Below are 23,522 nucleotides of genomic sequence, written 5' to 3' on the forward strand. Positions count from 1 at the left end.
AAATGTAATGAATAAACGAATTGGGATAATCCTGGTTGTGGTCGCGGTAGTGGCAGCCGCCGGATTTTATGTGTTAAATGTTTCTAAAAAAGAAGATGCCGGGTCTTACGCAGCTTTTTTACCACAGGACACATTGGCCACAGTGAGTCTTACCCATTTGAATAAAATCAGCGATACGTTTGCGGATTCCCCCCTTGGGCATCTTCTTGCAAAGGAAACCATGGGCGGTATCCTGAACGAACTGCAGGTGGACGGGCAGGCTGTTGCAACCTATGACAAGACGTATGATGATATGGTGGCGTTGATGAACAACCCTGCCTTTCTTTCTGTTTTTGGAGATGACACGGCCCTGGCTGTACTTTCCCCGGATCTTGCTCGCTTAAAAGGCGAGCCTCAACGTGAAATTGAACGATCTATGGTTGTTTTTGCAACAACAGCCGTGTCCGGCGCACTGGACTCATTTGCAAAACTCATTATGAGCGACACCGTCACCACGGAAGTAATCGACAATGTCACCCTGACCAAGATAGAGGTAAGTGATGGTGAAATTATTTACGGGGTCGCGGCAAAGGGGACGGTCCTGCTTTCGTATGCTCCGCAAACCATACTCGCCTGTCTGACAGCTGCAGAATCTGAGGTAACACTGGAAAATGCAGCGTCTTTCCTGGCGGCAAAACAGTATTGGCAAAGTATTGAAGCTGAGACTGTTTACAGCAGGATGTTCGTCAATAGTGATGCACTCATGAGCCTGCTGGCAAGAGCAGAAGAAGACGAAATCAGTAGTATAGCCAAGTACCTGGAAGGCATAACCTATTTTTCCTCATTAACCTACCAGCTGGGGCAAGATCTTCACAGTGATAGCAGGGCGGGATTTGAGCCGGGAAAGCTGCATCCGGCATTGCAGGCTGCTCTTGAACAGCAGGTAGAAGCGAACACCTCTCTGAACTTACTCAACGAAAATACGCTTATCTACGATTGGTCTTCTTCGCTTTCAGCGGAGGTGATGCTGCACTCATTTGCTGCTGGTGATGAACAGGAACTTGATCAGTTCGACACTGTTATTCAGCAGGAATTAGGATTGTCGTTTGCACAACTTTTACAGGCCATTGGCCCACAATATGGTTTTGTGGTCAATCAAATAGTCAACAGCGGTTTTTTCCCGCTACCCAAGGTGGTTGCCTTTGTAGAAGTGCGGGATAGTACACAGGCAACAGCTGTTTTTAATACCATACGGGAAAAAATTAACCAGACCGGTTTTGCAGAGGAAAAAACAGTGGAGGCAAACGGGCAGACGGTCTATTACTGGTCTGTTCTCCCGGGGGAAGCGACCCAGTTGGCCATGGTACTCACGCCGACCATGTTGTATGCTGCCAATGGCAAGTCTGTCTTGGTCGATTTGCTGAATCAAGATGGTGCTCTAACAATGATTGGGGCCCCGGTAGGAGCATCGCTTGGGGATGCATTAAAAAACCAGGTGGAAGCTGCAGGTCTTGGTACTTTTATAGTTTATCCTGCCCGGCTTGCAAATGAATTACAGGATGTTGCAGGATGGCTTGTTTCTACTCTGGCTGCAACCCAGGGAGTGTCTGCATCCAGACTAGGGGAGGAAATAATCAATCTGATGCTTGCCTATGAGGTGGTGGCTATGACCACCAGGCTGACTCCGGAATACGGCGATTGGCACTGTACCATTAAAAGCAAGCAACCAGTAGCTGCAACTGAAAACTGAGGCTGTTTGCAGTATACACTGAAAACAAGGTGTCGGTCGCTGGGTACGGCGGAAAAAGCTCTTGCCTAACCGATTGATTTCAGGGTATTGATGCTTCTTTGTGGCGTTGCAGGGCTTTGTTCGGGGCAAGAATACGTTTTAAATGAGAAAATGGATATTGGTCAAGCTGGTAAAGACCTATCCTCTTTAATGCGGCTTTGCAGGGCAAACAAGAGACCTGTGTCAGCGTTTTAACCTCAACCCTTATATAAAACCGGCGGTTTAACCAGCTCTCTAAGGGCATGAAAGGAGGAAATGTGGTTTTTGATAACGAAACAAAACAATGGCTTTCCGGGAATGAAGCGATAGCTCAAGGAGCGTGGGAAGCTGGAATTACAGTTGCGTCCGGGTATCCGGGAACGCCATCTACTGAGATAATGGGTAATTTTGCCCGTTACGACGACGTTTATGCAGAATGGGCACCCAATGAAAAGGTTGGGCTGGAAGTGGCGATCGGTGCCTCTTTTGCCGGTGCACGTGCCCTTGCCACCATGAAGCATGTTGGGGTAAACGTGGCTGCCGATCCGCTCTTTACTGCAGCGTATACCGGTGTTCGGGGTGGCCTGGTCGTGCTCACCGCTGATGATCCGGAAATGCACAGTTCGCAAAACGAACAGGATAATCGGAACTATGCCTTTGCCGCCAAGCTGCCGATGCTGGAACCATCCGACCCTGCCGAGGCCAAGGCTATGGTCGGCCGTGCAGTTGAACTGAGCGAGCAACTGGATACTCCGGTTATGCTCCGTATCACCACCAGGATTGCCCATGTCAAAGGGGTGGTGGAAAAGGGAGAGCGGGTTGCTGTGCCTGAGCCTTCTATTGAAAAGGTTCCTGCCAAATTGGTGATGTTGCCGGGGAATGCCAGAGTTCGGCGGCGCGAGGTGGAAAAGCGGATGGCCACTGCCCGCGAGATGGCGGAAAGCCTGCCGGAAAACAGAGTTGAAAAAGGAACAGGCCCGAGGGGATTTATTGCTGCCGGCACCTCCTATAATTACGTGAAGGAAGCCTTTCCCGATGCACCGGTCCTTAAGCTTGGTATGGTTTGGCCGTTGCCGGAAAAAATGATACGGACCTTTGCAGACTCGGTTGAAGAGCTGATTGTCGTCGAGGAACTGGATCCGTTTCTGGAGTTGCACATCAAGTCCATGGGCATTGACTGCCATGGTGAAGATATAATCCCCAATCAAGGGGAGTTGAATTCTTTCATTGTCAAGACGGCTGTTGAGCCGGAATCCGCCCCTGAAGTTTTTGAACCGGTGGAACTGCCCATGCGACCACCCAACATGTGTGCCGGGTGCCCGCATCGGGGTCTGTTTTATGGGTTGTCAAAGATGAAAGATGTCTTTGTGTCCGGTGATATTGGTTGTTACACCCTGGGCTTTCTGCCACCACTTTCCGCGATGGATGCGTGCGTCTGCATGGGGGCCTCAATAAGTATGGCCCATGGTATGGCAAAGGCGCTTGGCGAAAAAGGGGAGGGTAAACTGGTTGCTGTTATTGGTGATTCTACCTTTATGCATTCAGGCCTTACCGGGTTGTTAAATACCGTCTATAACAATTCGTATGCCACGGTCATTATCCTGGACAATCGAATCACCGCAATGACCGGTCACCAGCAAAATCCAGCTTCAGGAAAGAGCCTCACCGGCGAACCTGCAAGCGCAATCGATTTTGAACAACTTTGCTCGTCTCTGGGAGTGAAACGGATTACGGTGGTCAATCCCCATGATGTGGATGCCACTCGTAAGGTGCTCAAACAAGAAATTGCTTCTCCTGAGCCGTCGGTGGTCATCAGCCGAGCTCCGTGTATCTTGTTGCCGGAAGAGGTCAAGCGAAAGAAACCTACGTACTATACCAATCTTGACAATTGTACCGGTTGTACTGCCTGCGTACAGATGGGGTGTCCTGCTATAAGCTGGCATCCTCTGACTCCGGAAGAGGCTGTTGAACAAGGCTACCGGGAAAAACAGCGAGGGTATGCAGAGATAACCGAAGTGCAGTGTAATGGATGTGGGCAATGTGCGTGCGTGTGTAAGTTTGATGCGATCACCAGAAGGGAGGAAGACTAATGAAGCAAAGTGGTAATATACTCTTTTCCGGTGTCGGTGGTCAGGGGATTCTGCTGGCAAGTGAGCTAACCGCCTATGCACAGCTGGCAGAAGGCTATGACGTTAAAAAGAGCGAGGTTCATGGTATGGCGCAGCGCGGTGGATCCGTCGAGGCCCATCTTCGCTATGGGGCGCGGGTGTACTCGCCGCTCATTGATCCAGGTAGTGCCGACATCCTGGTTGCGTTTGAAATCTTAGAGGCTGCCCGTTATCTGCCCTACCTGCATAAGGACAGCGCTGTGGTGGTCAATACGCAGAAGATTCTGCCGCCGGCAGTCGCCCTGGGCAAGATGACCTATCCGGAAAATATACTCAAAGAACTCACCGATCGTCAGATTAATGTTGTCCCCATCGATGCCTTTGCCATTGCCGAAGAAGTGGGAGAGCTGCGCACGGTCAATGTAGCAATGGTCGGCGCAATGTCGAACTTTCTGGCGGTGGGCCCTGAGGTGTTTCTCAAGGTGATCGATACTACGGTGAAAGAGCAGTTTAGAGAGGTCAATAAAAAGGCATTTGAAGCAGGTAGAGCTGCGGTGTACGCATAATGTAGTAATGTAGTGTAGTTTGCTCATCAACTAACCTGGATTTCCTATGCACATCGTGTCGATTGATTTCATTGACACGATGTGCAAACGAAAAATCCGGATTGGGAAGCTGAAAGTTTAATTGTCTCGCAAAGGAAGAAATGAGGTTGAGTAATGATGTGGGTTGAAGAAGTAGAAACATTACCGCGTCCGGGATTGGAGTCCATCCAGTTGAAACGGCTGCAGAAACAGGTCCGACGTGTGTATGATACCGTGGCACCATATCGTAGCAAGATGGATGATGCCGGCGTCAAACCTGGCGATATCCAGTCGCTGAAGGACTTGCACGTACTCCCTTTTAATACCAAAGACGACCTGCGGGACAATTATCCTTTTGGCCTGTTTACGGTGCCTTTGGAGAAAGTCATACGGGTACATGCCTCTTCCGGTACCACCGGTCAGCCGACTGTGGTCGGCTATACCGAAGCTGATATTGAACTCTGGGCGTCGGTCATGTCCAGAGCGCTGGCAATGGCCGGGGTCACGCCTGGTGATATGGTGCATAATGCCTATGGGTATGGATTGTTCACCGGGGGCCTTGGAGCCCATTACGGTATTGAGGCGCTTGGTGCAACCGTAATCCCGGTGTCTGGAGGCAACTCAAAACGCCAGATCACCATTATGCGTGATTTTGGGTCAACGGTATTGCTTTCGACACCCTCTTATGCACTTAACCTTGCCGATGCTATGGCAGATGTGGGGGTGTCGCCTTCAGAACTGAAACTTCGGGTGGGTATTCACGGTGCCGAGCCATGGAGTGAAAGCATGCGTGAAGAGGTTGAGCGTAAACTTGGCATCAGGGCTGTGGATATCTATGGTCTTTCCGAGATTATCGGGCCCGGAGTCGCCATGGAGTGCCTGCAGACAGACCGGGGCATGCACATTCTGGAAGATCATTTCCTGCCGGAGATAGTTGACCCCGAAACACTGCAGCCGCTTCCCTATGGCGAAGTGGGGGAACTTGTTTTTACGACCCTGACCAAAGAAGCGTTTCCGTTGATCCGCTATCGCACCAAGGATATTTCTCGCCTGATAGCAGAGCCATGTGCATGCGGTCGGACCCTGGTTCGCATGGAAAAAGTCATGGGCAGGACCGACGACATGTTGATAATCCGTGGTGTAAATGTCTTCCCGTCCCAGGTTGAGCACGTACTGGTGGGCATTGAAGGGGTTGAGCCTCATTATCAGATTGAGGTGAATCGCGAGGGTAGCCTTGATACAATGTCTATCCTGGTGGAAGTAAGCGAAAATATCTTTTCTGATGAGATAAGAGTTCTTGAAGGGCTGAGCAAGAAGATCCAGGCAGAAGTAAAAGATATGCTTGGCGTCACCTGTAAGGTTAAACTGGTTGAACCTCGAACCATAAAACGTTCAGAGGGGAAAGCACAGCGGGTCATAGATAATAGGAAGCTGTAACAGATGGGGTGGTTTCCTGGCCGTTCCAGTCTCTATAAGCTGGAGGCCGCCATTGCATCAATTCCGGAGGGAAAAGAATGAGAGTAGAGCAGATCGCAGTTTTTCTTGAGAATAAATCAGGACGTCTTGCAGAAATCACACGGATTTTGGCGGAAAATGATATCAACATCAGGGCGCTGTCTGTTGCAGATACAGCAGACTTTGGTATCCTGCGGCTGATTGTCGACAAGGTAGATGCTGCAAAAAAATCCCTGCAGGAAGGCGGTTTTACAGTCGGTAAAACCAATGTTATTGCCGTTGAGGTGCCGGACCGGACCGGTGGACTGGCCAGTGTGCTCAAAACAGCCAACGAGGCAGGGCTGAATGTTGAGTACATGTATGCCTTTGTTAATAAAAGTGCTGAAGATGCCGTGCTTATTTTTCGTTTTGATGAGATGGATAAAGCCATTGAAGTATTGCAACAAGGAGGGTTTGTTTTACTCTCCGGCCCACAGATCTGCGCTTTATAATTTTATTCATCAGGACACGACAGGTAGCTGATAACGTACACTCTTAATTCTTTACGGTTATGACATTAGATCTCTTTTTTCAGTACCTGTTTGCCGGAATAACCTATGGCTCGATCTATGCCATCGTGGCCATAGGTTATAATATTATCTACAATACCACCGGGATTATCAATTTCGCTCAAGGGGAATTTGTCATGCTTGGCGGCATGATCGCCATCACCCTTTTGCCGTTAGTCCCTTTGCCGGTAGCCATTGCCCTAGCAGTGGGCATAACCATGCTCATTGGCGCCGTCATAGAGATTCTTTTCATTCGTTGGCTGGAAAGTCCATCCGTATTACGGCTGATTATCATTACCATCGGTATCTCCATCCTGCTCAGAGAAATAGCACTCCACATATGGGGCGAATCGATCAGAAGTTTACCCTATTTTTACGGCAACGAGATTACTACCTTTTCGGTCGGCTCGGTTCACCTGTCTCCACAAGTTCTGTGGGTGATCGCCACCTGCTCAGTTATGGTTGCAGGGCTCAGTTTGTTTTTTAAATTTACCCCAACCGGCCGTGAAATGCGGGCTTGTTCCGCCAACCGCACCGCTGCAATCCTTTGCGGTATCAGTACCCGCAACATGGTAACCCTTTCTTTTATGCTCAGTGCCGGGTTGGGTGCCCTTGCCGGGTGTGTGATGTCCCCCATTACGTATACTCAGTACGATTCGGGGACCGGCCTGGCGATTAAAGGGTTCACCGTCGCAATTTTGGGGGGGCTTGGTAACTCTATGGCAGCCGTTGCTGCTGGTCTGTTGCTCGGTATAATTGAAGCGTTTTCTGTTTCAGTCGTTCCCCTGGCTTTTCAGGATGCCATCGCCATTACGTTGCTGCTCATTATTTTATTTGTAAAACCCCATGGGATATTTGGTTCCGGCGAAGCAGCGAGGTTGAAAGATTTTTGATGAAAAAGAAAAACAGTCTGAAAATTCTCAGCCTTTGTGGTTTTGTGATTGCCGTTCAATTGCTCACTCTGGTCACCGGCACCCAGTATTTTTTAACCCAGTTAACCATGTCAGCCTACTATGGCCTGGTGGTGATCGGGCTTGGTGTCCTCATGGGCTATGCCGGTCAAATATCCATTGGTCATGCCGGTTTCTTTGCTATCGGCGGTTACCTTTCCGCAGCACTGACCACGCGTAATTTATTAGGTGTGGCCGAAAATCCACTGGTTAAGTTGCTGGATCAGGTCGGTTTTTTGGCGATGTCCCAAGATATTTACGGCGACCAGTTGCTGACTGTTTCACCCTGGGCGGCATGCCTGATTGCTGTCGGAGCTGCGGGCCTTATTGCCCTTGTTTTGGGGGTGCCTGTGCTTAAGCTTAAGGGGCATTACCTGGCAATGGCAACCCTTGGATTCGGCACTATAATTTATCGCCTGCTGCTTGCGACACCTTATTTCGGAGAAGCGGATGGTATTTCTGATGTACCCTCTTTTACGATTCTGCCTGCTTTGGGATCGTTACCGCCCATTGTGATAAGCGGTGATTTCAGTTTGCGGGTGGTGAATTACTATGTGGCGTGGGGCGTGTTGATTATCGGCATGATTTTGCTGCTCAATCTTATTGATTCAAGGGTGGGCAGAGCTTTACGTTCGCTGCACAGTTCAGAAGAGGCCGCAGAAGCGGTGGGAGTCAATACTGCCGGATTTAAAGTGGGCGTTTTCGTCCTCAGCGCTATATTTGCTGCTTTTGCCGGTGTTTTTATCACCCATTATAACAGCGGGATCGGTCCTTCTGAAGCATCTGTGATGAAGTCAGTGCGGTATGTTGCCCTGGTAGCAGTGGGTGGGATGACCAATCTCTGGGGGATGCTGATCATGGGAGTTAGCCTGACCTTTCTCTCGTTGCGTGGCGTTTTTGGTTCCATGGATGATGCTGTCTTTGGCGTGATTCTTATCGGTGTGATGTTATTTGCACCCAATGGTGTACTGAGTGTCAGGGAATTTTTCGTTACCAGGAAAAAGGAAACTGCCGAATAAGGTTGGGACTATCTAGCCAGAATTTCTCATGAACATTGTGTCAACCTGTCAAATTACAAACAATTTTTATATGTTATACAAACTAAGATGAAGTTGAAAGTTTTTCACAATGTTGACCAAAGGTCAGTCCATCCAGCACCATTTTCTTCAGTATTTTGGCAATGAATATAGGCGACTATGATTCATTACCAAAAACTTTGAACCTGGCGCTGCCTGAACTGATGAGAAATCCAGGCTAGGAGAGATAATGGAACGTATCGGTGAGCCGGCAGGTGCAGCTACCTATGCTTGAGCTGCAATCAATTCATAAAACGTTTGGTGGACTGCATGCTGTCAATGATGTGAGCTTCCGAGTGGATCCAGGAGCCATAAAAGCGGTGATCGGTCCCAACGGCGCCGGTAAAACAACGCTTTTTAACCTTATTGCCGGTAATCTGCCCCCCAGCGCAGGTGCTATTTATTTTCAAGGGAAAGCGATCCATGGCAAAAAACCGCATCAGATTGCGGGGCTTGGCATGTCCAGGACTTTTCAGAACATAAAACTTTTTCATGGCATGACTGCCCTTGAATGTGTGATGGTCGGGTGCCATTTACGCAGTAAAGCAGGTTTTATCGGCGGCATGCTGCACCTGCCAGGATCCAGAAAAGAGGAGCAGTGGATTAACAAACGCTCCATGGAGCTGTTGGAACTTCTTGAGATTGCCGAGTACGCAGATGTGGAAGCCACCAGCCTTGCCTTTGGCCAGCAGCGGGCTGTCGAACTTGCCAGGGCCCTTGCAAGTGAACCAAAACTCTTGTTGCTTGATGAACCAGCTGCCGGGCTGAATATCTATGAAACAGCTGAGGTCGCTCGCCTGATTACCAAAATTCGTGATATGGGGATCACCGTTCTGCTGGTTGAACATGACATGTCACTGGTGATGGAAATCTCTGATGAAATTGTTGTTCTCTGTTTTGGCGAAAAAATTGCCGAAGATGTACCGGCACAAATCCAAAAAAATCCAGAAGTGATCAGCATTTATTTGGGCGAAGATGAAAAATGACGGCCTCGGCACAGTGGGACGTGGCCGCTGCAAAGGCTTGAGAAATCGGAAATGACAATATTTTCAGTGGTGGGGTAAGCAGCAGTCATGCTCAAAGTTCGAAACCTGGATGCGGGATATGGTAAGTTACGTGTTTTGAAGAATATCTCTTTGCATGTGGACAGTGGCGAAATTGTGACCATGATCGGGGCCAATGGTGCCGGGAAGACCACCTTGCTGCACACCATCATCGGCTTGGTCCGCGCTTCAGCAGGCAGTATTGAGTTTCAGGACCAGTGTTGTAACAAGATGGCTGCGCAAAAGATAGTGGCAGCCGGATGCGCCTTGGTTCCGGAGGGGCGTCAGGTTTTTGCATCGATGACCGTGGAGGAAAACCTCATCCTTGGCGGCTATGTCCTGGAGCGAAAAGAGGGCCGGGGTGCAGTGCTGCGCGAGATGCAGTGTCAATATGACCTGTTTCCGGTTCTTCGCGAGCGGAGTGAGCAACTCGCCGGAACCCTTTCCGGAGGGGAGCAGCAGATGCTGGCCATGGGGAGAGCACTCATGTCCCGTCCCCGCCTGGTGATGATGGATGAACCTTCAACCGGGCTGGCACCATTGATTGTTAAAGATATCTTTGCCGTTATTACCCGGCTTCGAGATGCGGGCAACACTGTTTTGCTGATAGAGCAGAATGCAAAAGCTGCATTGGGAATTGCCGACAGGGGGTACGTCCTTGAGGTTGGAAAGGTAATTCTGCAAGGGCCTGCTGATGATCTGCTTGCCAATTCAGATGTGCAGCGGGCCTATCTTGGGAGAGAAAAAATAGCATAGAATAGCGGGTGGTACATGGGGTGCCGATCAACGAGTTGGCCGGCAACAAGGGGGTTGCGTTATTAATTGCGGAACAGGTACGGATCGAGGCTGTGGCGAGGTTGTATGTTCTTCGCTGAATAGTTACATTAATTCTAACTTTGTTTGATAAGCGTATGTATTGGGAACCGGAAAGAGAATGTATGGCACGGGAGGATTTGGAGCAATTGCAGCTTGAGCGGTTGCAGTCGACCTTATACAGGGTTGGAACCCATGTGCCGTTTTATCGCAAAAAATTTGAGGAACTCAAATTTAACTATGACGCTGTTCGTTCCCTAGACGATATCAGACAGCTGCCATTCACTGAAAAAGAGGATTTGCGCAGTAATTACCCCTACGGGCTGTTTGCAGTGCCCCTGCGTGATGTTGTGAGGGTACATTCCTCTTCGGGAACTACCGGCCTCGCCACTGTGGTTGGATATAGCCGCAATGATATCAAGACATGGTCAAACCTGGTTGGCCGCGTTCTGACTGCGGCAGGGGTAACTCGAAACGATGTTATCCAGATTGCCTTTGGGTATGGTTTGTTTACCGGTGGGTTTGGTCTTCACTATGGTGCCGAGCACATTGGAGCATCGGTGATTCCAATTTCTGCCGGTAACACCAAACGACAAATCCAAATTATGCAGGATTTTAAAACCACCGCCTTGGTATGCACACCTTCGTATGCCCTGGTTATCGCAGATACGATGATGGAAATGGGGGTGAATCCCAATGGGTTGTCGCTGCGTTTCGGCCTTTTTGGTGGAGAGCCGTGGTCTGAGGCCATGCGTCAGGAAGTGCATGAAAAATTAGGCATTCTCGCCACAGACAACTATGGGTTATCTGAAGTCATGGGGCCGGGGGTAGCTGGAGAATGCCAGGAGTGCAACGGTCTTCACATCAATGAAGATCACTTTCTGCTTGAAGTTGTAGATCCTATTACCTTAGAGCCGGTCGCTCCCGGAGAAGTAGGGGAGTTGGTGATCACTACGTTGACCAAGGAAGCCTTTCCCATGATCCGTTATCGGACCAGGGATCTGACTCGATTTCTTTTAGAGCCGTGCCCCTGCGGGCGAACGATGAAAAGGATGGAGCGTGTTATTGGCCGTTCCGATGACATGCTTATTATAAAAGGAGTCAATGTCTTTCCAATCCAGATAGAAAAAGTACTGTTTGAGATAAAAGGAACTGAGCCCCATTATCAAATTATTGTTGAACGTGAAAATCACACCGATAAAGTCAGTGTTTTGGTAGAGGTTTCAGAAAATATATTTTTTGACGAGATGAAAAAGCAGCGTCAGATGGTTGACCATATCAAGGCGCGGCTTGCAGCAGAACTCGGGATAGGCGTGGATGTGAAACTGGTTGAAGAGAAAACCATTGAACGATCCATGGGCAAATCCAAGCGGGTGATTGATAAACGAAAACTCTAGGAGGCTACAATGGCTATTCGTTCTTCTGTCTTGTTTATGGTTATAGCGCTCACCATGTTTTTAGTACCGACTTTTTTAAGTGCTGCACCTGCCGAAGGCCTGAAAGGCTGGGAGGAAGAAGGTCAATATAATAGTTTGTACCATGTCTCTGAACTGGATCGGCTGAAGGGGGATATCAAAAAAATGATAGAAATTGTCCCTATGGAAGGAATGGATCCTGGGATTGGTCTTATTTTAAAAGATGGCGACGGTGATAAGGTGACTGTACACCTCGGGCCCAAGGCATTTTTAGGGAAAAACGTTGGCTTGAAACGTGGTGATCGTGTCAAAATTCGCGGTGCCTGGGCTGAAATTGGCGGAGAAGATGTTTTTATGGCTTCCAAAATCAAGAAAGGTGATTATTTCTCACTCAAGGTACGTTTAACTAAAAATGGCAAACCGTTCTGGAGCATGTCCCCCGAGGAATTGGCAAAGGAACGTGCTGCTGAATAGTCTCGTCGTAAGAGAGACTAATAACTCTCCGGCTCATCATTGATGGTTGCAGTTTTTTGCAGCCTCTTCATAGCCGGGAAATCAATTGTCGGTGCTGCTGAGGTAACCGGCAATTTTTTTATGAACAGGAGAACTACATGAAAGTGATTGTATCTGCTTTACTGGCCGGACTGGTCTTGACCGGTAATTCCTTTGCAGCCGATAAGGCGGTTGTACTTGAAACCGAGCAACAAAAATTAAGCTATGCCATGGGCTTGGACCTGGGCCAATATTTTCAGGGAATTGATGAAAAACTCGATCTGGAAATGCTCAGTCGCGGCATGTTTGACGCATATAATGGGAAGACACCACTTATTACTGCAGAGGAATCGGCAGTCATTCAACAGGACTTTGCTAAACGGCAGCAGGAAAAGCAGATAAAGAAAACAGTGGCCATGATTGAGAAAAATCAAAAGGCTGAAGAGGCGTTTTTAAAGGAAAATAAGGCCAAAGCAGGGGTGGTTGCGACCGAGAGCGGGTTGCAATACAAAATGGTGAAATCCGGAGAAGGAGCTAAGCCAACTGCTACCGATATGGTGAAAGTACACTATCAGGGAACTCTGCTTGACGGAACAGAGTTCGACAGTTCCTATGAACGTAAACAACCTGCTGAATTTCAAGTAGACCAAGTGATTCCAGGTTGGCAAGAAGCGTTGCAATTAATGGCTGTTGGCTCAACCTATGAACTGTATATCCCAGCAAAACTTGCATATGGCGACCGTGGTGCACCTCCGGTGATCGAACCTGGTTCTATGCTGATTTTTAAAGTTGAACTCCTTGACATACTCAAAACCGACAAATAAAGTTTATGCACTGTTTGGCAACACTTTGCAAACGTGACATAATCCATTTGTGGAGGCACAGTTTATGGGTAAGGTAAAGTTAGAAAAAAAGAAATGCTGTGCAAAGTATCGTAAAAAAGGAAAACCTTGCAGCCGATGCCCGTTGTTTGCGTCAGGGTGTTCGTCTAAAAAAAAGATGGTTGCAGTTTCTGAAATAGAAAAGAAAAAAGATAAGAAGAAAAACAAAAAGAAGAAAAAATAATTATTATTCTTTTTATCGTAATTTTTAAATGCCGGGTGTTGCCAGCGATGCGCAATCCCGGCATTTTTTATTTAACCGTCATGATTTCATGCACAGTCAGCGGTGCGGCCTGGCCCAGTTCCTGGTGAACGCTTTTGATATGGCCAATCTCTTGCCAGTTTTTATGCAGGAGTTGCGCCCCGTAAGCATCAATGGCAACCGGGTCATCTGAAGCTGCCAGGATGTGGGGAGGTGGTTGGCAGGTTGGACCCCACAGATGGGCTTCGGCCATGCCCAGGGTCGCGTCGAGCACTGAAAAATCCGGGGTTCGGTATCTGTTAAGATCTGCAACCGCATCCTGAATGCCGAGATGAAAAGCGGACTTTTTCCAGCCGCCACCCTGCTGGTAGTGCTGCGGTGGGGCAAGGCCCATCATATTTTTCATGGTAAGGGTTACCAGGGCAAGGGAGTGTGCTTTGAGCATCGGTACAGACAGCAGAAAACTCTCCATAGCTATTTGGGGCAGGTGCATTTCCGGCCATCGATCGTACTTTGCGCATTTGAGTGATATACAGGGCTCATGGTTAAGGTCAATCAATGGAACGTCAAGCTCTTGGCCCAGTTTATTGTAGCCAAGGGCTTCAAAGGCATGGGGTGTGTCATAGGTAGCAGATGCCGTCCCCTCTCCGATAAGTATCTCTGCCTGAGAATGTTTTCGTAGATAAAGGATGATGGCTCTTACCAGGCTCACGGGTGTGGTGATCGGAGGGGGGAGTGCTTCAACCAGATTTGGTTTGATCAAAATAACAGGCCGGCCGGCAATCTTTTTATCCAACCCGGCAGCGTCAAGAAGGCACGTGACCCGATACTGTTGGTTTTCTTGCTTAACCGTATAGACTGTCCCTTGCTTCATCGAGTGCATTTGTCTGGAGGCCATTTGGGAGGAAAAGAGAGCGGATGGCTCTTAACCCGGATTTCTCATCAGTGAAGTTTTTCGCAGATCGAGGCGCAGGACACGCAGCAGGTAAGCGTAGACTCCGATAGTAAGCTACCGCAAATGGCCTGCAACAAAGAGTCTGCAGAAAAATCCGCTGACCCGGAGGGTGAGTTTTTTTGATTATCGACGAAAAAACAGTCTGTTTTTTTAGCGCTACCGTATTTTCTATAAATATCAAAACTTAAGTTGAAAATCAAAAAACTCATGAGAAATTCGGGTTAACTATCCTCTCGTAACAGGAGAATAAAACCAAAAAAGCCCATGAGCAGGTGAATGGAAATAGCAGCAAATAACGGATTCATATAACCAGCTTTTGCAAGAGACTGCAGTGTTCCCCATATGCCCCAGCAGCCGAAGGCCATGCCGCAACTGGTGGGCACGGCAAGAGAAAGGTCGCGCCCCCATTTCCTGTAGACAATTAAAAGCAGAGGTAAGCCAAGAAAAAGGAGAGGCAGGCCAAGCAAGGTGTAGGAAATACGGCCATAAAAATTAGCCCAGGCCAGGTTTGTTTCATCGTCGGATTTTTGGGGCTGGGTAGCCTTATAGAGATCCAGCAGGGAAAGTTCCAGGGATTGATATTCCGGCACAAAGAAGTCTTCCGGCTTTTCCTTGAACTGGAAGACTTTAGAGGTGAAAAGATCAGTTGAAAAATCTGTTTCCGTCACAGCCCGCTGTACCTGCCCATGTTTGAGGGTCCAGGTTTCATCGGCCCAATTTGCTTGTTTGGAGGCTATGTGGGTTGACAACTTATATTTATCATCCCATGAGGTAAAAGAAAAAAAGAGAAAGTTATTGCTCTTGGGTGATGGACGAGCAAAAGAATAAAATCCCTCCTGGCCGCGATAATAATAACGTCCGTTGCGATATATACCGAGCGGAACGCGCCCTTTGACTTCCTTGTTCCATATCCGATTGGTCTCTGCGATGGTTTTGGGCAGGATAAACTGAGACATGGCCAGGAAGAGCAAGGTAAACAACACACCGGAAACCAGGATTGGGGCGGTAATTTTTTTGAGGGGAACGCCACCGGCCTTGAGTGCAATCAGTTCGTTACTATGATTGAGAATACCCAGAGTCACAACTCCGGCAAGCAGAATACAGACCGGGCCCATCTGTTCGACTATAAAAGGAACATTGAGTAGGAAGAACTTAAAGACAAGCGCCATGGATTTTCCTTTTTCCAGGAAGTTGTCTATTTTTTCAAAAAAATCGATCAGCAGATAAATGGTAATAAAGCTTGCCATCAGCATGCTTATATTACGAAGGAATTGATAGAAGACGTATCGGTAAAGGAGAATCACGGTTTTTGTATCAAGGAAAGGGCGATTATAGAGAAAAAGGTACAGGAGTCCATTGAGTGCTCATGTTTGACCATATATGCTTTTTCAGTTGGTATGGCAGACAATTGTAATGATGAAGATATGTCCATCTTGCCAAAGCATCACTTTTAACATGACTGGTCTAAAAGCAAAAGATGATTGTGGCTAGAGACCTTTTTCTTGTTGGTACTGACTAACCAGATGAGGACATATGCTAGGTATGGTTTTTTGGGTTATTTTATTTTTTGAATAAACCTTTGCTTCTTTGTTCTTTAATTTCAGTATGTTGATGTCTTGTCTGCGGGCCTAAGTCAAAACTTGCTATTTTTGAAATCTCTGTGGTATAGTTGTCTTCCCCTGCTCCCCGATACAACACCGGGAAGGAACGGGTGATTGTCTATGGATCAGCCAAAAACAAAAAAAGACCCTCGATGTCGGTTATTTTCATCAAAAAAGAGTGTGATTTTTTATGAATCGTTCTTAGGCTGGTTGTTAATGCCGCTGCGTTTCCAATTTTGTGAACTGTAGTGGCTTTTTTTTATTATTGTAAATTTTATGATTAAACGACTGGAAAAAATTGCAGATAGTGTCACGCAGAGTGCCAGTAAAAATTCGGCTACGTCACGTCTTCAAGGATTTTGGGATATATTTGATCGCGATGACGAAGTTCTTATTCTTATCAGTGCAGATCCGGATGCCATTGCTTCTGCCATGGCAGTAAAAAGGTTGCTCAGTTATAGGGTACAAAGTGTGGCAATTGGCTATCCCAATGAAATCCGTCGCCTTAACAATATTACCATGGTGGAACGGCTCAAAATACCACTTGAGCGTATGCACACTCTGCCGGTAAAAGATTATTCAAAATATATCCTGGTGGATTCACAGCCGAACCATCAACCCTGCTTTGAAAAGATAGAATTTGATGCGGTTATCGATCATCATCCTGTTACAAAAGGGTGGGATGCAAAATTTATTGATATACGACCGGAATACGGTGCTGTGGCTTCTATGATGGTGGAGTATTTGCGTGCCGCAAATATTAAACCTTCGGTAGCACTTGCCACTGCCCTCTTTTACGGGATCAAGGTCGATACCCAGAACTTCCAAAAGAAAAACATGCAGGCCGGAGACGGTATATCGTTTCGCTACCTGTTTAATATTGCAAACCTGAATCTGGTTCGAAAATTTGAGCTGACCGAACTGCGGCGCTCAGAGCTCAAATATTTTCGCATTGCCCTTAACGAAGTAAAAAGTAGGAAAGAGCGTGCCTACGTCCATCTGGGTAAGGTGGGAACTCCTGATATACTTGTCATTATAGCTGATTTTTTTAATCACGTAGATAAGTTTGACTGGGTTATTGTTTCTGGAGTATACGGCGAAAAATTAGTGGTTATTTTTCGTTGCGACGGTTATCGGAAAAACGCAGGTAAACTGGCCCAGAAGACATTTGGTGAATATGGCCCTGCCGGCGGCCACAAAGAGGCTGCAAGGGCAGAAGTACCTCTGAAGAACCTCCCCCTAAGAGAAAATCACGAGTTCACAACCAATAGCCTTATTCGCATCATTACCCGCCACGTAAAGTAAAAGGCCCATACTCCCCGATAACCGGTTTGAATTTTACAAAATTGCAAGGAATGTTCTACAGATATGAGAGTTATTCCTTGCAGGAGTCATTGGTTATGCAATAAGGTACACTCATAAAAGTCCTTTTCGTTTCTAAGCTGTTTGCTGAAGGACAGATACAGCGGAAATGTAATCCCCAGCAAGAGGTGCGTATATGTCTAAACCTTCAATCCTGGCAATGATTCTTGCTGGGAGCCGAGTCGGAGAGTTGGGTGTATTAACCCATTATAGACCAAAGTCCGCAGTGCCGTTTGGTGGTTTTGCACGGGTAATCGACTTTCCCCTTTCTAATTTACTGCATTCAGGTATAGAACGGATAGCCATTCTCAGCCAGTACCGTTCGTATTCTCTGATTAATCACATCGGCACCGGGGAAGCCTGGGATATGATAGGCCGCAATCGTGGTATTTCCATTCTGCCTCCATTTCAAGATTATGACAGTCCCCATTGGTATCGCGGATCAGCTGATGCTGTGTACCAGAATCTCGATTTTATTAAGTATCATGATCCCTCCAACCTGCTCGTTTTATCCGGGGACCATATCTATCAGATGGATTATCGGCAGATGGTTCAGTATCATAACGATCAAAAGGCAGATCTTACTGCAGCCTTTATACAGGTGCCGCAGACGTCTGCATCTAGGTTCGGTGTTGCTGAGATTGCTGATGACAGCAGCGAAGGCGGCCGCATCCTTACTTACGAAGAGAAACCTGTTCAACCAAAGAGCAACTGGGCTTCCCTGACAGTGTATTGCTTCAGGCCGGAAGTGCTGTACGACGTACTGAGAGAAAATCAGCAGAACGAATCATATGAATTTGGTCGTGACATCATTCCGCTGATGATGAAGCAGAAGTATAATGTGCATGGTTTTAAATTTGACGGCTACTGGGGATATACAAGAACCGTTGATGAATACTGGCAGACATCCATGGACCTGCTTGGGCCTGAACCCAAAATAGACATGGAAACATGGGGGGTCAGAACCAACCTTGCTCATCGCAATATTGCAGGTCGGCAGCCATTGAAAGTAGGTACCTGTGGCAGCCTTGAAAATTCGATGGCGTACAACGGTTGTATTATTGAAGGAACGGTGCGTAATTCCATCCTGTTTCCTGGGGTCAGGGTCGAAAAAGGGGCTGAGGTTGTGGATTCAGTCCTGTTTTTTGATAATGTCGTCCAGGAAGGCGCTAAACTGTGCAGGGTGGTAAGCGATGTGAACACAACCTTTGGAACCAATGTGCAGATAGGTGTCCCGGGCCGAGGTGAGCCTGGAAATGTCAGTGTCATCGGGTGGAATAATAAAGTGCCGGCCGGAACAACTATCGGCAGTGGCTGTACGGTAGCGCCCCGTATTGAAGAGTACAGATGGCCGGAAAAAGCATTGAACGACGGGGAGGAACTGAAATGAACGCTCTGGTGCTGTTGCTTGCAGGTGGTATTGGCAGTCGTCTCAATTCCTTGGTAGGGCACAGGGCGAAGCCGGCTGTACCTTTTGGGGGGATATACCGTATAATCGATTTCAGCCTTTCCAATGTTATGAATTCCGGGCTTAAAAAGGTCGGCGTGCTAACTCAGTATAAACCGCTTTCCTTGATGGCCCATATCGGTAGCGGTGAGGCGTGGGATTTTACTGGCCGCACTCGCGGGGTAAAAATATTGCCACCACGAACTGGAGAAAAGGATTCGGACTGGTACAAGGGAACAGCGGATGCCATTCGCCAGAATATTGATTTTATCAAAAGCAACCCTTCCGACCAGGTAGTGCTTCTTTCCGGTGATCATATTTATATGATGGATTTTGATGCCATGCTCTCCTACCATCAGCATAAAGAGGCTGATGTTACTATCGGAATGATGGTGGTACCCAAGAGTCAGATTCATCAGTTTGGTGCTGGAATAGTGGATGCCGAAAACCGGATTATCGATTGGGAGGAAAAACCCAAGGAGCCCAAGACCAACCTGGCATCCATGGGGATTTATATTTTTGATACCAAGTATCTGTTAAAGACCCTGGAAAGGGATAGAAAGGAAGTGGATTTTGGGATGCATATCATTCCGAGGGCCATCGAAAAAGACAGGGTGTTTGCCTACCCATTTTACGGCTACTGGCGAGATGTGGGCACGATCCAGTCCTACTGGGAAACCAATATGGAGATCATTCGGGAAAATTCTGAAATTTCCCCCGAAGAATGGGGTATTCAGCCCAATCCTGCCTATGGTGATCGGCCAATGGACAGAGCTCCGAGTCGCTTTGTTAATGGGTGCAGCGTTACCTCTTCATTGATATCTGCCGGTTGTGTCATTGAGGGGACTGTGGAAAATTCCGTGCTGTCTCCTGGGGTAAAAGTGGAAAAAGGAGCAGTTGTCACCAATTCCATCATTTTTGATGACGGTGTCATCGGTAAGGATGCCAAGGTTGATCTTGCAATTTGCGACAAGCGGGTACGAATTGGAGATGGGGCGGTGATCGGTAATTCCGACAACATGACGGTTGTGAACAAAAAGTTTCCGACACACCTCTATACTGGCATTACCCTTGTAGGTAAAGAAGCTCATATCCCGGCTGGTGCTGGGATTGGTAGAAACTGTATCGTTGATTTCGGGTTTGCAGAAAAAGATTTTAACGGCTCTTTGCAACTGGGAGACGGTGAGTCGGTTTAGTTCTAGCTCTCAGGTAAGCAGTGTTTGCCTCTCTTTTCTTTTGCACAGAGAATAATGGTAACATCTCGATTTAATTGACTTTGCTGATGCTGTATGTATACTTTTTTATTTCTTCTTCTGTGATACATTTGATTTTGTTCAAGATTCCAGGTTCGTTACATTCATAAACATAAAAAAAGTAGCGTTCTTGAATTAATTTTGTTAAAAAATGTCCCTTGCCAGTTGGTGTCTGTCCAGAAATGAGGATTTTGGTTTGAGAGCAAGGCATGCTTTAAATTTTACCACAGGCATATAGTTGATATTCCGAGGATAAAATTTTAAGCATAACGCCGCTATCAGGCCTAAATACCATTTATGGACGGGCACTAGTTGAGTGGTCCCGTAGCTCAGTAGGATAGAGCACTAGATTCCTAATCTAGGTGCCGCTGGTTCGAATCCAGCCGGGATCACCATTTTTTCCTGTTTTCTGCAAAACGTCTACACTGAAACCGCTTAGGCGATTTTTCTCCGTTTTATCTGCTTGATTTCTTACGATTTTTTAAAGGGGCAGTTTGTTGAGCACAGGATTCCTAATCCTGGTGCCGCAGGTTCGAATCCTGCCTGGAGCACCATATAAATAAAGGCCAAACCTAGCATTAATGCAGGGTTTGGCCTTTTCTTTTTGGTTGCTTTTTTAGCTGTGTTTGGCATAGTTTTATTGTGAATCGCCCCTTTTTGCAAAAAATTACGCCCAAAATTACGCCCAAAAAGTATGGCTCGGATAACTAAGCGAAAAAGAAAGAAAGGCACTGTCTATAAGGCTGAAATACGATTAAAAGATCATCCCTATACCTCCCAGACCTTTGATCGTCTCTCCGATGCCCAACGCTGGGCTGAGGATACAGAGGTAATACTTCGCTCCGGCGGATATGTCGGCGATACACCACCGGATGATATGGCTTTCTCGAAGGCACTGGACAGGTACGAACTTGAAATTTCCAGCAAGAAAAGGCCCAATACCCGAGCCCGGGAAATAACATCCGCCAACAGATTGCGTGAGAATTTTTCAGGATTAAATTTAAAAGACATTACACCGTTGCTAGTTGCTGCCTTTAGGGATAAACGGCTGAAAATTGTCGGTCCGTCAACGGTGCAGAAAGACTTGGCCCTGCTTTCCCATCTGTATACGATCGCCATAACCGAATGGGCACTGGAATTAAATAACCCGGTGGCATCCATCAGAAAACCGGCTAAGCCAGCAGGACGATTGCGGCTATTAAGCAAGGATGAGGCGCGGCATTTGCTGGAGATTAGCAAAAAGAGCCGTAATGAAAAGCTCTATCATTATGTGCAGCTATTACTCCATACCGGTATGCGGCCTTCAGAAGGTGCCGGGTTGGTATGGGGGCAAATAGATGTTGATGCCCGGATCATCGACCTGACTGTTACCAAAACAAAACCCCGGCGCGTCCCTTTAACCATACAGGCTGTTGAGATCCTACTCGATATAATGCCGGAAATTTGCAACAAAGCTCAGCCTGTTTTTTTACCGGAAACAACCTCGCAAACTGTACAGCGCAGGCCCAATCTATTTTTCCGCCGTGCATTTGATAATGCAGTCAAAAAGGCGAAGATTGAAGATTTTCATATGCACGATCTCCGACACACAGCAGCCAGTTACTTACTAATGGCCGGTGTTGATCTCCGTACTTTGGCTGACATCCTCGGGCATAGCACCATGCAGATGGTTCAGCGCTATACTCATTTGCTGGATGAGCATAAGTTAAAAGCCATTGATCATATCGAAGGACTTGGCAATTGATCTGGCAAACCATCTAAATAGTTTGGGGCCTCATCTGACAAAAAAACAAATTATTTGCCCCAGAGAGAGCCTTGTATAATCTTAATTTGCCACAATTTTTTTATAATTTAGACCGTACCTCAGAACACCTTTACTTTCAGTGGCAGAGATGAACTGAAACAGGGTGGTTATTTATTATCTGAGGGTACATTTTACCTCCACAGGAAATTATCTCTACCCTGTCACGTAGAGCACAACTTAGTACTGTCAGACCTGAGCTTCAACCATGTGGCTGAACGATTATACCGTGTTATAAGAAACAATATGCCTAACAAAACAATTGCAGATTTTGAGAACATTTCGGGCCGAAATGAACAGGAAATACCACAATTAGGAACCAGAATGTTAATCGAAAGGGCTTCCTCTTGCAATTTCAACTCCGATAGCCGCATAGATCTTTGCCGGCACTAGAATATGCGCCTGATAAATAGGTTAAAGCTGTTTTTGAAAGAGAGTTTGTTGCTTGCACAAATAACAAAAAAGCATTGACATCTTCCTCGCAAGGTCGCTACTGTTATAGGTAATGTTTTCCTACCTCTTTGTTATAACTAATATAAATACATTAGCCGAACACTTATAATGAAAAACAAATCGACAAGTGATATAAAATCGATCCTTAATGTCTGGGGCGGAGTTGCTAGTTGTCTTGGGCTAGTTTTTACGTTGATAGTCGCTGTAATAGGGCTAGTTAGAACTGACGCTAATCCTCAAGCAATGTCAGTAATTTGTGTCTTAGCAGTTTCATGTGCTTTTTTAGGTGTTTTGGGGGCAAGAAGCTTAAGCGCTCAATTTGAAATTTTTCAAAAATATGGATTGTCATTTAAAAAGATCAAGAGGTTAAAAAAAGAGTTGTCTGAAAAGGAGCAAGAGTTAAAAATTAAAGAGCATCAGAAAGAAAAAATGGCTCAAATTTTTCATAATTTTAATCATGAGTATAGAAAAATAGTTGTAACTATACATTCTGATATTGCCGCTCAAAGCTATGGCTATTTGGCAGATAGAAGAAAATCACTAAAAATGTTTTTTATTTTTGCATTAAGCAATATCAAAGAGTTGTTTGATACGTTGACAGAAGATGATTGCGCTGTCACTCTAAAACTTATTGAAAATGCTGATGTTTTTGACAAGGATGTTTATCCTGACTTGATAGAGTTTTTTGAAAAAGAGGAGGATATTGATAAAGATTTTATTATTGGTGATGAGTGTTTGCAAGATGGGAAATTAAAGGGTCCAAAAGAATTCCTTCTAAAGGCAACTCCGATCATTTCAACCTTCTTGCGTGACCCTATTACTTATACTCAACGGAATAAAATCGATAATATTTGGCCTGCTTTCCCTTATTACAAGAATGCGGCTTTTTATTATATACTTAGTAAAGATCACCCTCAGTCTGCTTATTCATGCAATGATTTGAAAAAATCAGCAGCCTTAAAAGAGTATTGGTGTGGCCGTAATGAGTGGGAAAATCATTACAATGCGAGTTTGGTGACCCCGATACGTTACGTACCGTGTGACATAGGGGATGGAGTATTCGAAAGGCTAAAAAGTTGGATGACAAATGACTCAGGTTCTAGTGTGATTGGATTTATTTGTATAGATAACATGAAAGGGAATTTAGAGTCGCAACTTGCTATTGATACTTTGGCTGCTTTTGGAGACAGTTGTTATCACTTATTTAATAGTTATAATAGACTAGTGATGTTGTCCAAAGAAGAGCAAAGTAGCGCCAGTCAAGGTGAAAAAGAAGAGGCAAGTAGTGCGACTTGAATCGAAACGGAGTATAGTGATTTTGAAAAGCTATTTTTCA

General features: G+C 46.5%; 20 protein-coding genes and 1 tRNA gene. 19 read left to right on the forward strand and 2 right to left on the reverse strand.

What is annotated here, in order from left to right; genetic code table 11:
- Positions 1 to 7 precede the first annotated feature (7 nt).
- The 13 genes from ACHZCY_RS15180 to ACHZCY_RS15240 all read left to right on the forward strand — a co-directional run bounded on the left by ACHZCY_RS15180 (position 8) and on the right by ACHZCY_RS15240 (position 13,296).
- A complete protein-coding gene (locus ACHZCY_RS15180) occupies positions 8 to 1,729 on the forward strand; it encodes a hypothetical protein (protein ID WP_319549478.1) in 1,722 nt (573 codons plus the stop codon).
- A 296-nt stretch (positions 1,730 to 2,025) separates the two neighbouring features.
- Positions 2,026 to 3,837 (forward strand): indolepyruvate ferredoxin oxidoreductase subunit alpha, encoded by a 1,812-nt coding sequence (iorA, locus tag ACHZCY_RS15185; protein ID WP_319549479.1) that lies wholly within the window; start codon positions 2,026 to 2,028, stop codon positions 3,835 to 3,837.
- The gene (locus ACHZCY_RS15190; protein ID WP_205222049.1) at positions 3,837 to 4,421 is read left to right on the forward strand and encodes an indolepyruvate oxidoreductase subunit beta; all 585 of its coding nucleotides are present in this window, start codon (positions 3,837 to 3,839) and stop codon (positions 4,419 to 4,421) included. Before iorA ends, ACHZCY_RS15190 begins: the two co-directional genes overlap by 1 nt.
- 153 nt (positions 4,422 to 4,574) lie before the next feature.
- A complete protein-coding gene (locus tag ACHZCY_RS15195; protein ID WP_205222048.1) occupies positions 4,575 to 5,876 on the forward strand; it encodes a phenylacetate--CoA ligase family protein in 1,302 nt (433 codons plus the stop codon).
- Between the two features lie 77 nt (positions 5,877 to 5,953).
- A complete protein-coding gene (locus tag ACHZCY_RS15200; protein WP_205222047.1) occupies positions 5,954 to 6,385 on the forward strand; it encodes an ACT domain-containing protein in 432 nt (143 codons plus the stop codon).
- 59 nt (positions 6,386 to 6,444) lie between these two features.
- Positions 6,445 to 7,335, forward strand: coding sequence for a branched-chain amino acid ABC transporter permease (locus ACHZCY_RS15205; RefSeq protein ID WP_205222046.1), 891 nt, complete (start codon positions 6,445 to 6,447; stop codon positions 7,333 to 7,335).
- Positions 7,335 to 8,411, forward strand: coding sequence for a branched-chain amino acid ABC transporter permease (locus ACHZCY_RS15210; RefSeq protein WP_319549480.1), 1,077 nt, complete (start codon positions 7,335 to 7,337; stop codon positions 8,409 to 8,411). Before ACHZCY_RS15205 ends, ACHZCY_RS15210 begins: the two co-directional genes overlap by 1 nt.
- A 284-nt stretch (positions 8,412 to 8,695) precedes the next feature.
- Complete coding sequence (locus ACHZCY_RS15215; protein WP_319549481.1) at positions 8,696 to 9,454, forward strand: ABC transporter ATP-binding protein; 759 nt, start codon at positions 8,696 to 8,698, stop codon at positions 9,452 to 9,454.
- Between the two features lie 87 nt (positions 9,455 to 9,541).
- Complete coding sequence (locus ACHZCY_RS15220) at positions 9,542 to 10,267, forward strand: ABC transporter ATP-binding protein (RefSeq protein ID WP_205222043.1); 726 nt, start codon at positions 9,542 to 9,544, stop codon at positions 10,265 to 10,267.
- 155 nt (positions 10,268 to 10,422) lie between these two features.
- Positions 10,423 to 11,721, forward strand: a complete 1,299-nt coding sequence (locus ACHZCY_RS15225; protein ID WP_205222042.1) for a phenylacetate--CoA ligase family protein — start codon at positions 10,423 to 10,425, stop codon at positions 11,719 to 11,721.
- Between the two features lie 9 nt (positions 11,722 to 11,730).
- Positions 11,731 to 12,213, forward strand: a complete 483-nt coding sequence (locus ACHZCY_RS15230; protein WP_319549482.1) for a hypothetical protein — start codon at positions 11,731 to 11,733, stop codon at positions 12,211 to 12,213.
- Positions 12,214 to 12,350: 137 nt separating this feature from the next.
- Positions 12,351 to 13,055, forward strand: coding sequence for an FKBP-type peptidyl-prolyl cis-trans isomerase (locus tag ACHZCY_RS15235; protein WP_319549483.1), 705 nt, complete (start codon positions 12,351 to 12,353; stop codon positions 13,053 to 13,055).
- A gap of 64 nt (positions 13,056 to 13,119) precedes the next feature.
- Positions 13,120 to 13,296 (forward strand): hypothetical protein, encoded by a 177-nt coding sequence (locus tag ACHZCY_RS15240; protein WP_205222039.1) that lies wholly within the window; start codon positions 13,120 to 13,122, stop codon positions 13,294 to 13,296.
- A 67-nt stretch (positions 13,297 to 13,363) separates the two neighbouring features.
- On the opposite strand, the gene ACHZCY_RS15245 is transcribed toward ACHZCY_RS15240, so the two are convergent.
- Both ACHZCY_RS15245 and ACHZCY_RS15250 read right to left on the reverse strand, forming a co-directional pair.
- The gene (locus ACHZCY_RS15245) at positions 13,364 to 14,188 is read right to left on the reverse strand and encodes a DUF362 domain-containing protein (protein ID WP_319549484.1); all 825 of its coding nucleotides are present in this window, start codon (positions 14,186 to 14,188) and stop codon (positions 13,364 to 13,366) included.
- A gap of 302 nt (positions 14,189 to 14,490) precedes the next feature.
- On the reverse strand, positions 14,491 to 15,573 hold the full coding sequence (locus tag ACHZCY_RS15250; protein WP_319549485.1) for an LptF/LptG family permease: 1,083 nt from the start codon (positions 15,571 to 15,573) through the stop codon (positions 14,491 to 14,493).
- A gap of 573 nt (positions 15,574 to 16,146) precedes the next feature.
- Here ACHZCY_RS15250 and ACHZCY_RS15255 point away from each other — a divergent pair.
- The 6 genes from ACHZCY_RS15255 (at position 16,147) to ACHZCY_RS15280 (ending at position 23,482) form a co-directional block, all read left to right on the forward strand.
- On the forward strand, positions 16,147 to 17,175 hold the full coding sequence (locus ACHZCY_RS15255; RefSeq protein WP_319549486.1) for a DHH family phosphoesterase: 1,029 nt from the start codon (positions 16,147 to 16,149) through the stop codon (positions 17,173 to 17,175).
- Between the two features lie 193 nt (positions 17,176 to 17,368).
- On the forward strand, positions 17,369 to 18,622 hold the full coding sequence (locus ACHZCY_RS15260) for a glucose-1-phosphate adenylyltransferase family protein (protein ID WP_319549487.1): 1,254 nt from the start codon (positions 17,369 to 17,371) through the stop codon (positions 18,620 to 18,622).
- Positions 18,580 to 19,875, forward strand: coding sequence for a glucose-1-phosphate adenylyltransferase subunit GlgD (gene glgD / locus ACHZCY_RS15265; protein ID WP_232370971.1), 1,296 nt, complete (start codon positions 18,580 to 18,582; stop codon positions 19,873 to 19,875). The genes ACHZCY_RS15260 and glgD overlap by 43 nt, the downstream gene beginning before the upstream one ends.
- 375 nt (positions 19,876 to 20,250) lie before the next feature.
- A tRNA-Arg gene (locus ACHZCY_RS15270) sits at positions 20,251 to 20,327 on the forward strand.
- 299 nt (positions 20,328 to 20,626) lie between these two features.
- Positions 20,627 to 21,676 carry a tyrosine-type recombinase/integrase gene (locus ACHZCY_RS15275; protein ID WP_319549488.1) on the forward strand — a complete coding sequence of 350 codons (1,050 nt, stop codon included), beginning with the start codon at positions 20,627 to 20,629 and terminating at the stop codon, positions 21,674 to 21,676.
- 618 nt (positions 21,677 to 22,294) lie between these two features.
- Positions 22,295 to 23,482, forward strand: a complete 1,188-nt coding sequence (locus ACHZCY_RS15280) for a hypothetical protein (RefSeq protein ID WP_319549489.1) — start codon at positions 22,295 to 22,297, stop codon at positions 23,480 to 23,482.
- The last annotated feature ends 40 nt before the right edge of the window (positions 23,483 to 23,522 follow it).

It is taken from the genome of Desulfogranum marinum, from assembly GCF_963675105.2.
Taxonomy (GTDB): domain Bacteria; phylum Desulfobacterota; class Desulfobulbia; order Desulfobulbales; family Desulfobulbaceae; genus Desulfogranum; species Desulfogranum marinum.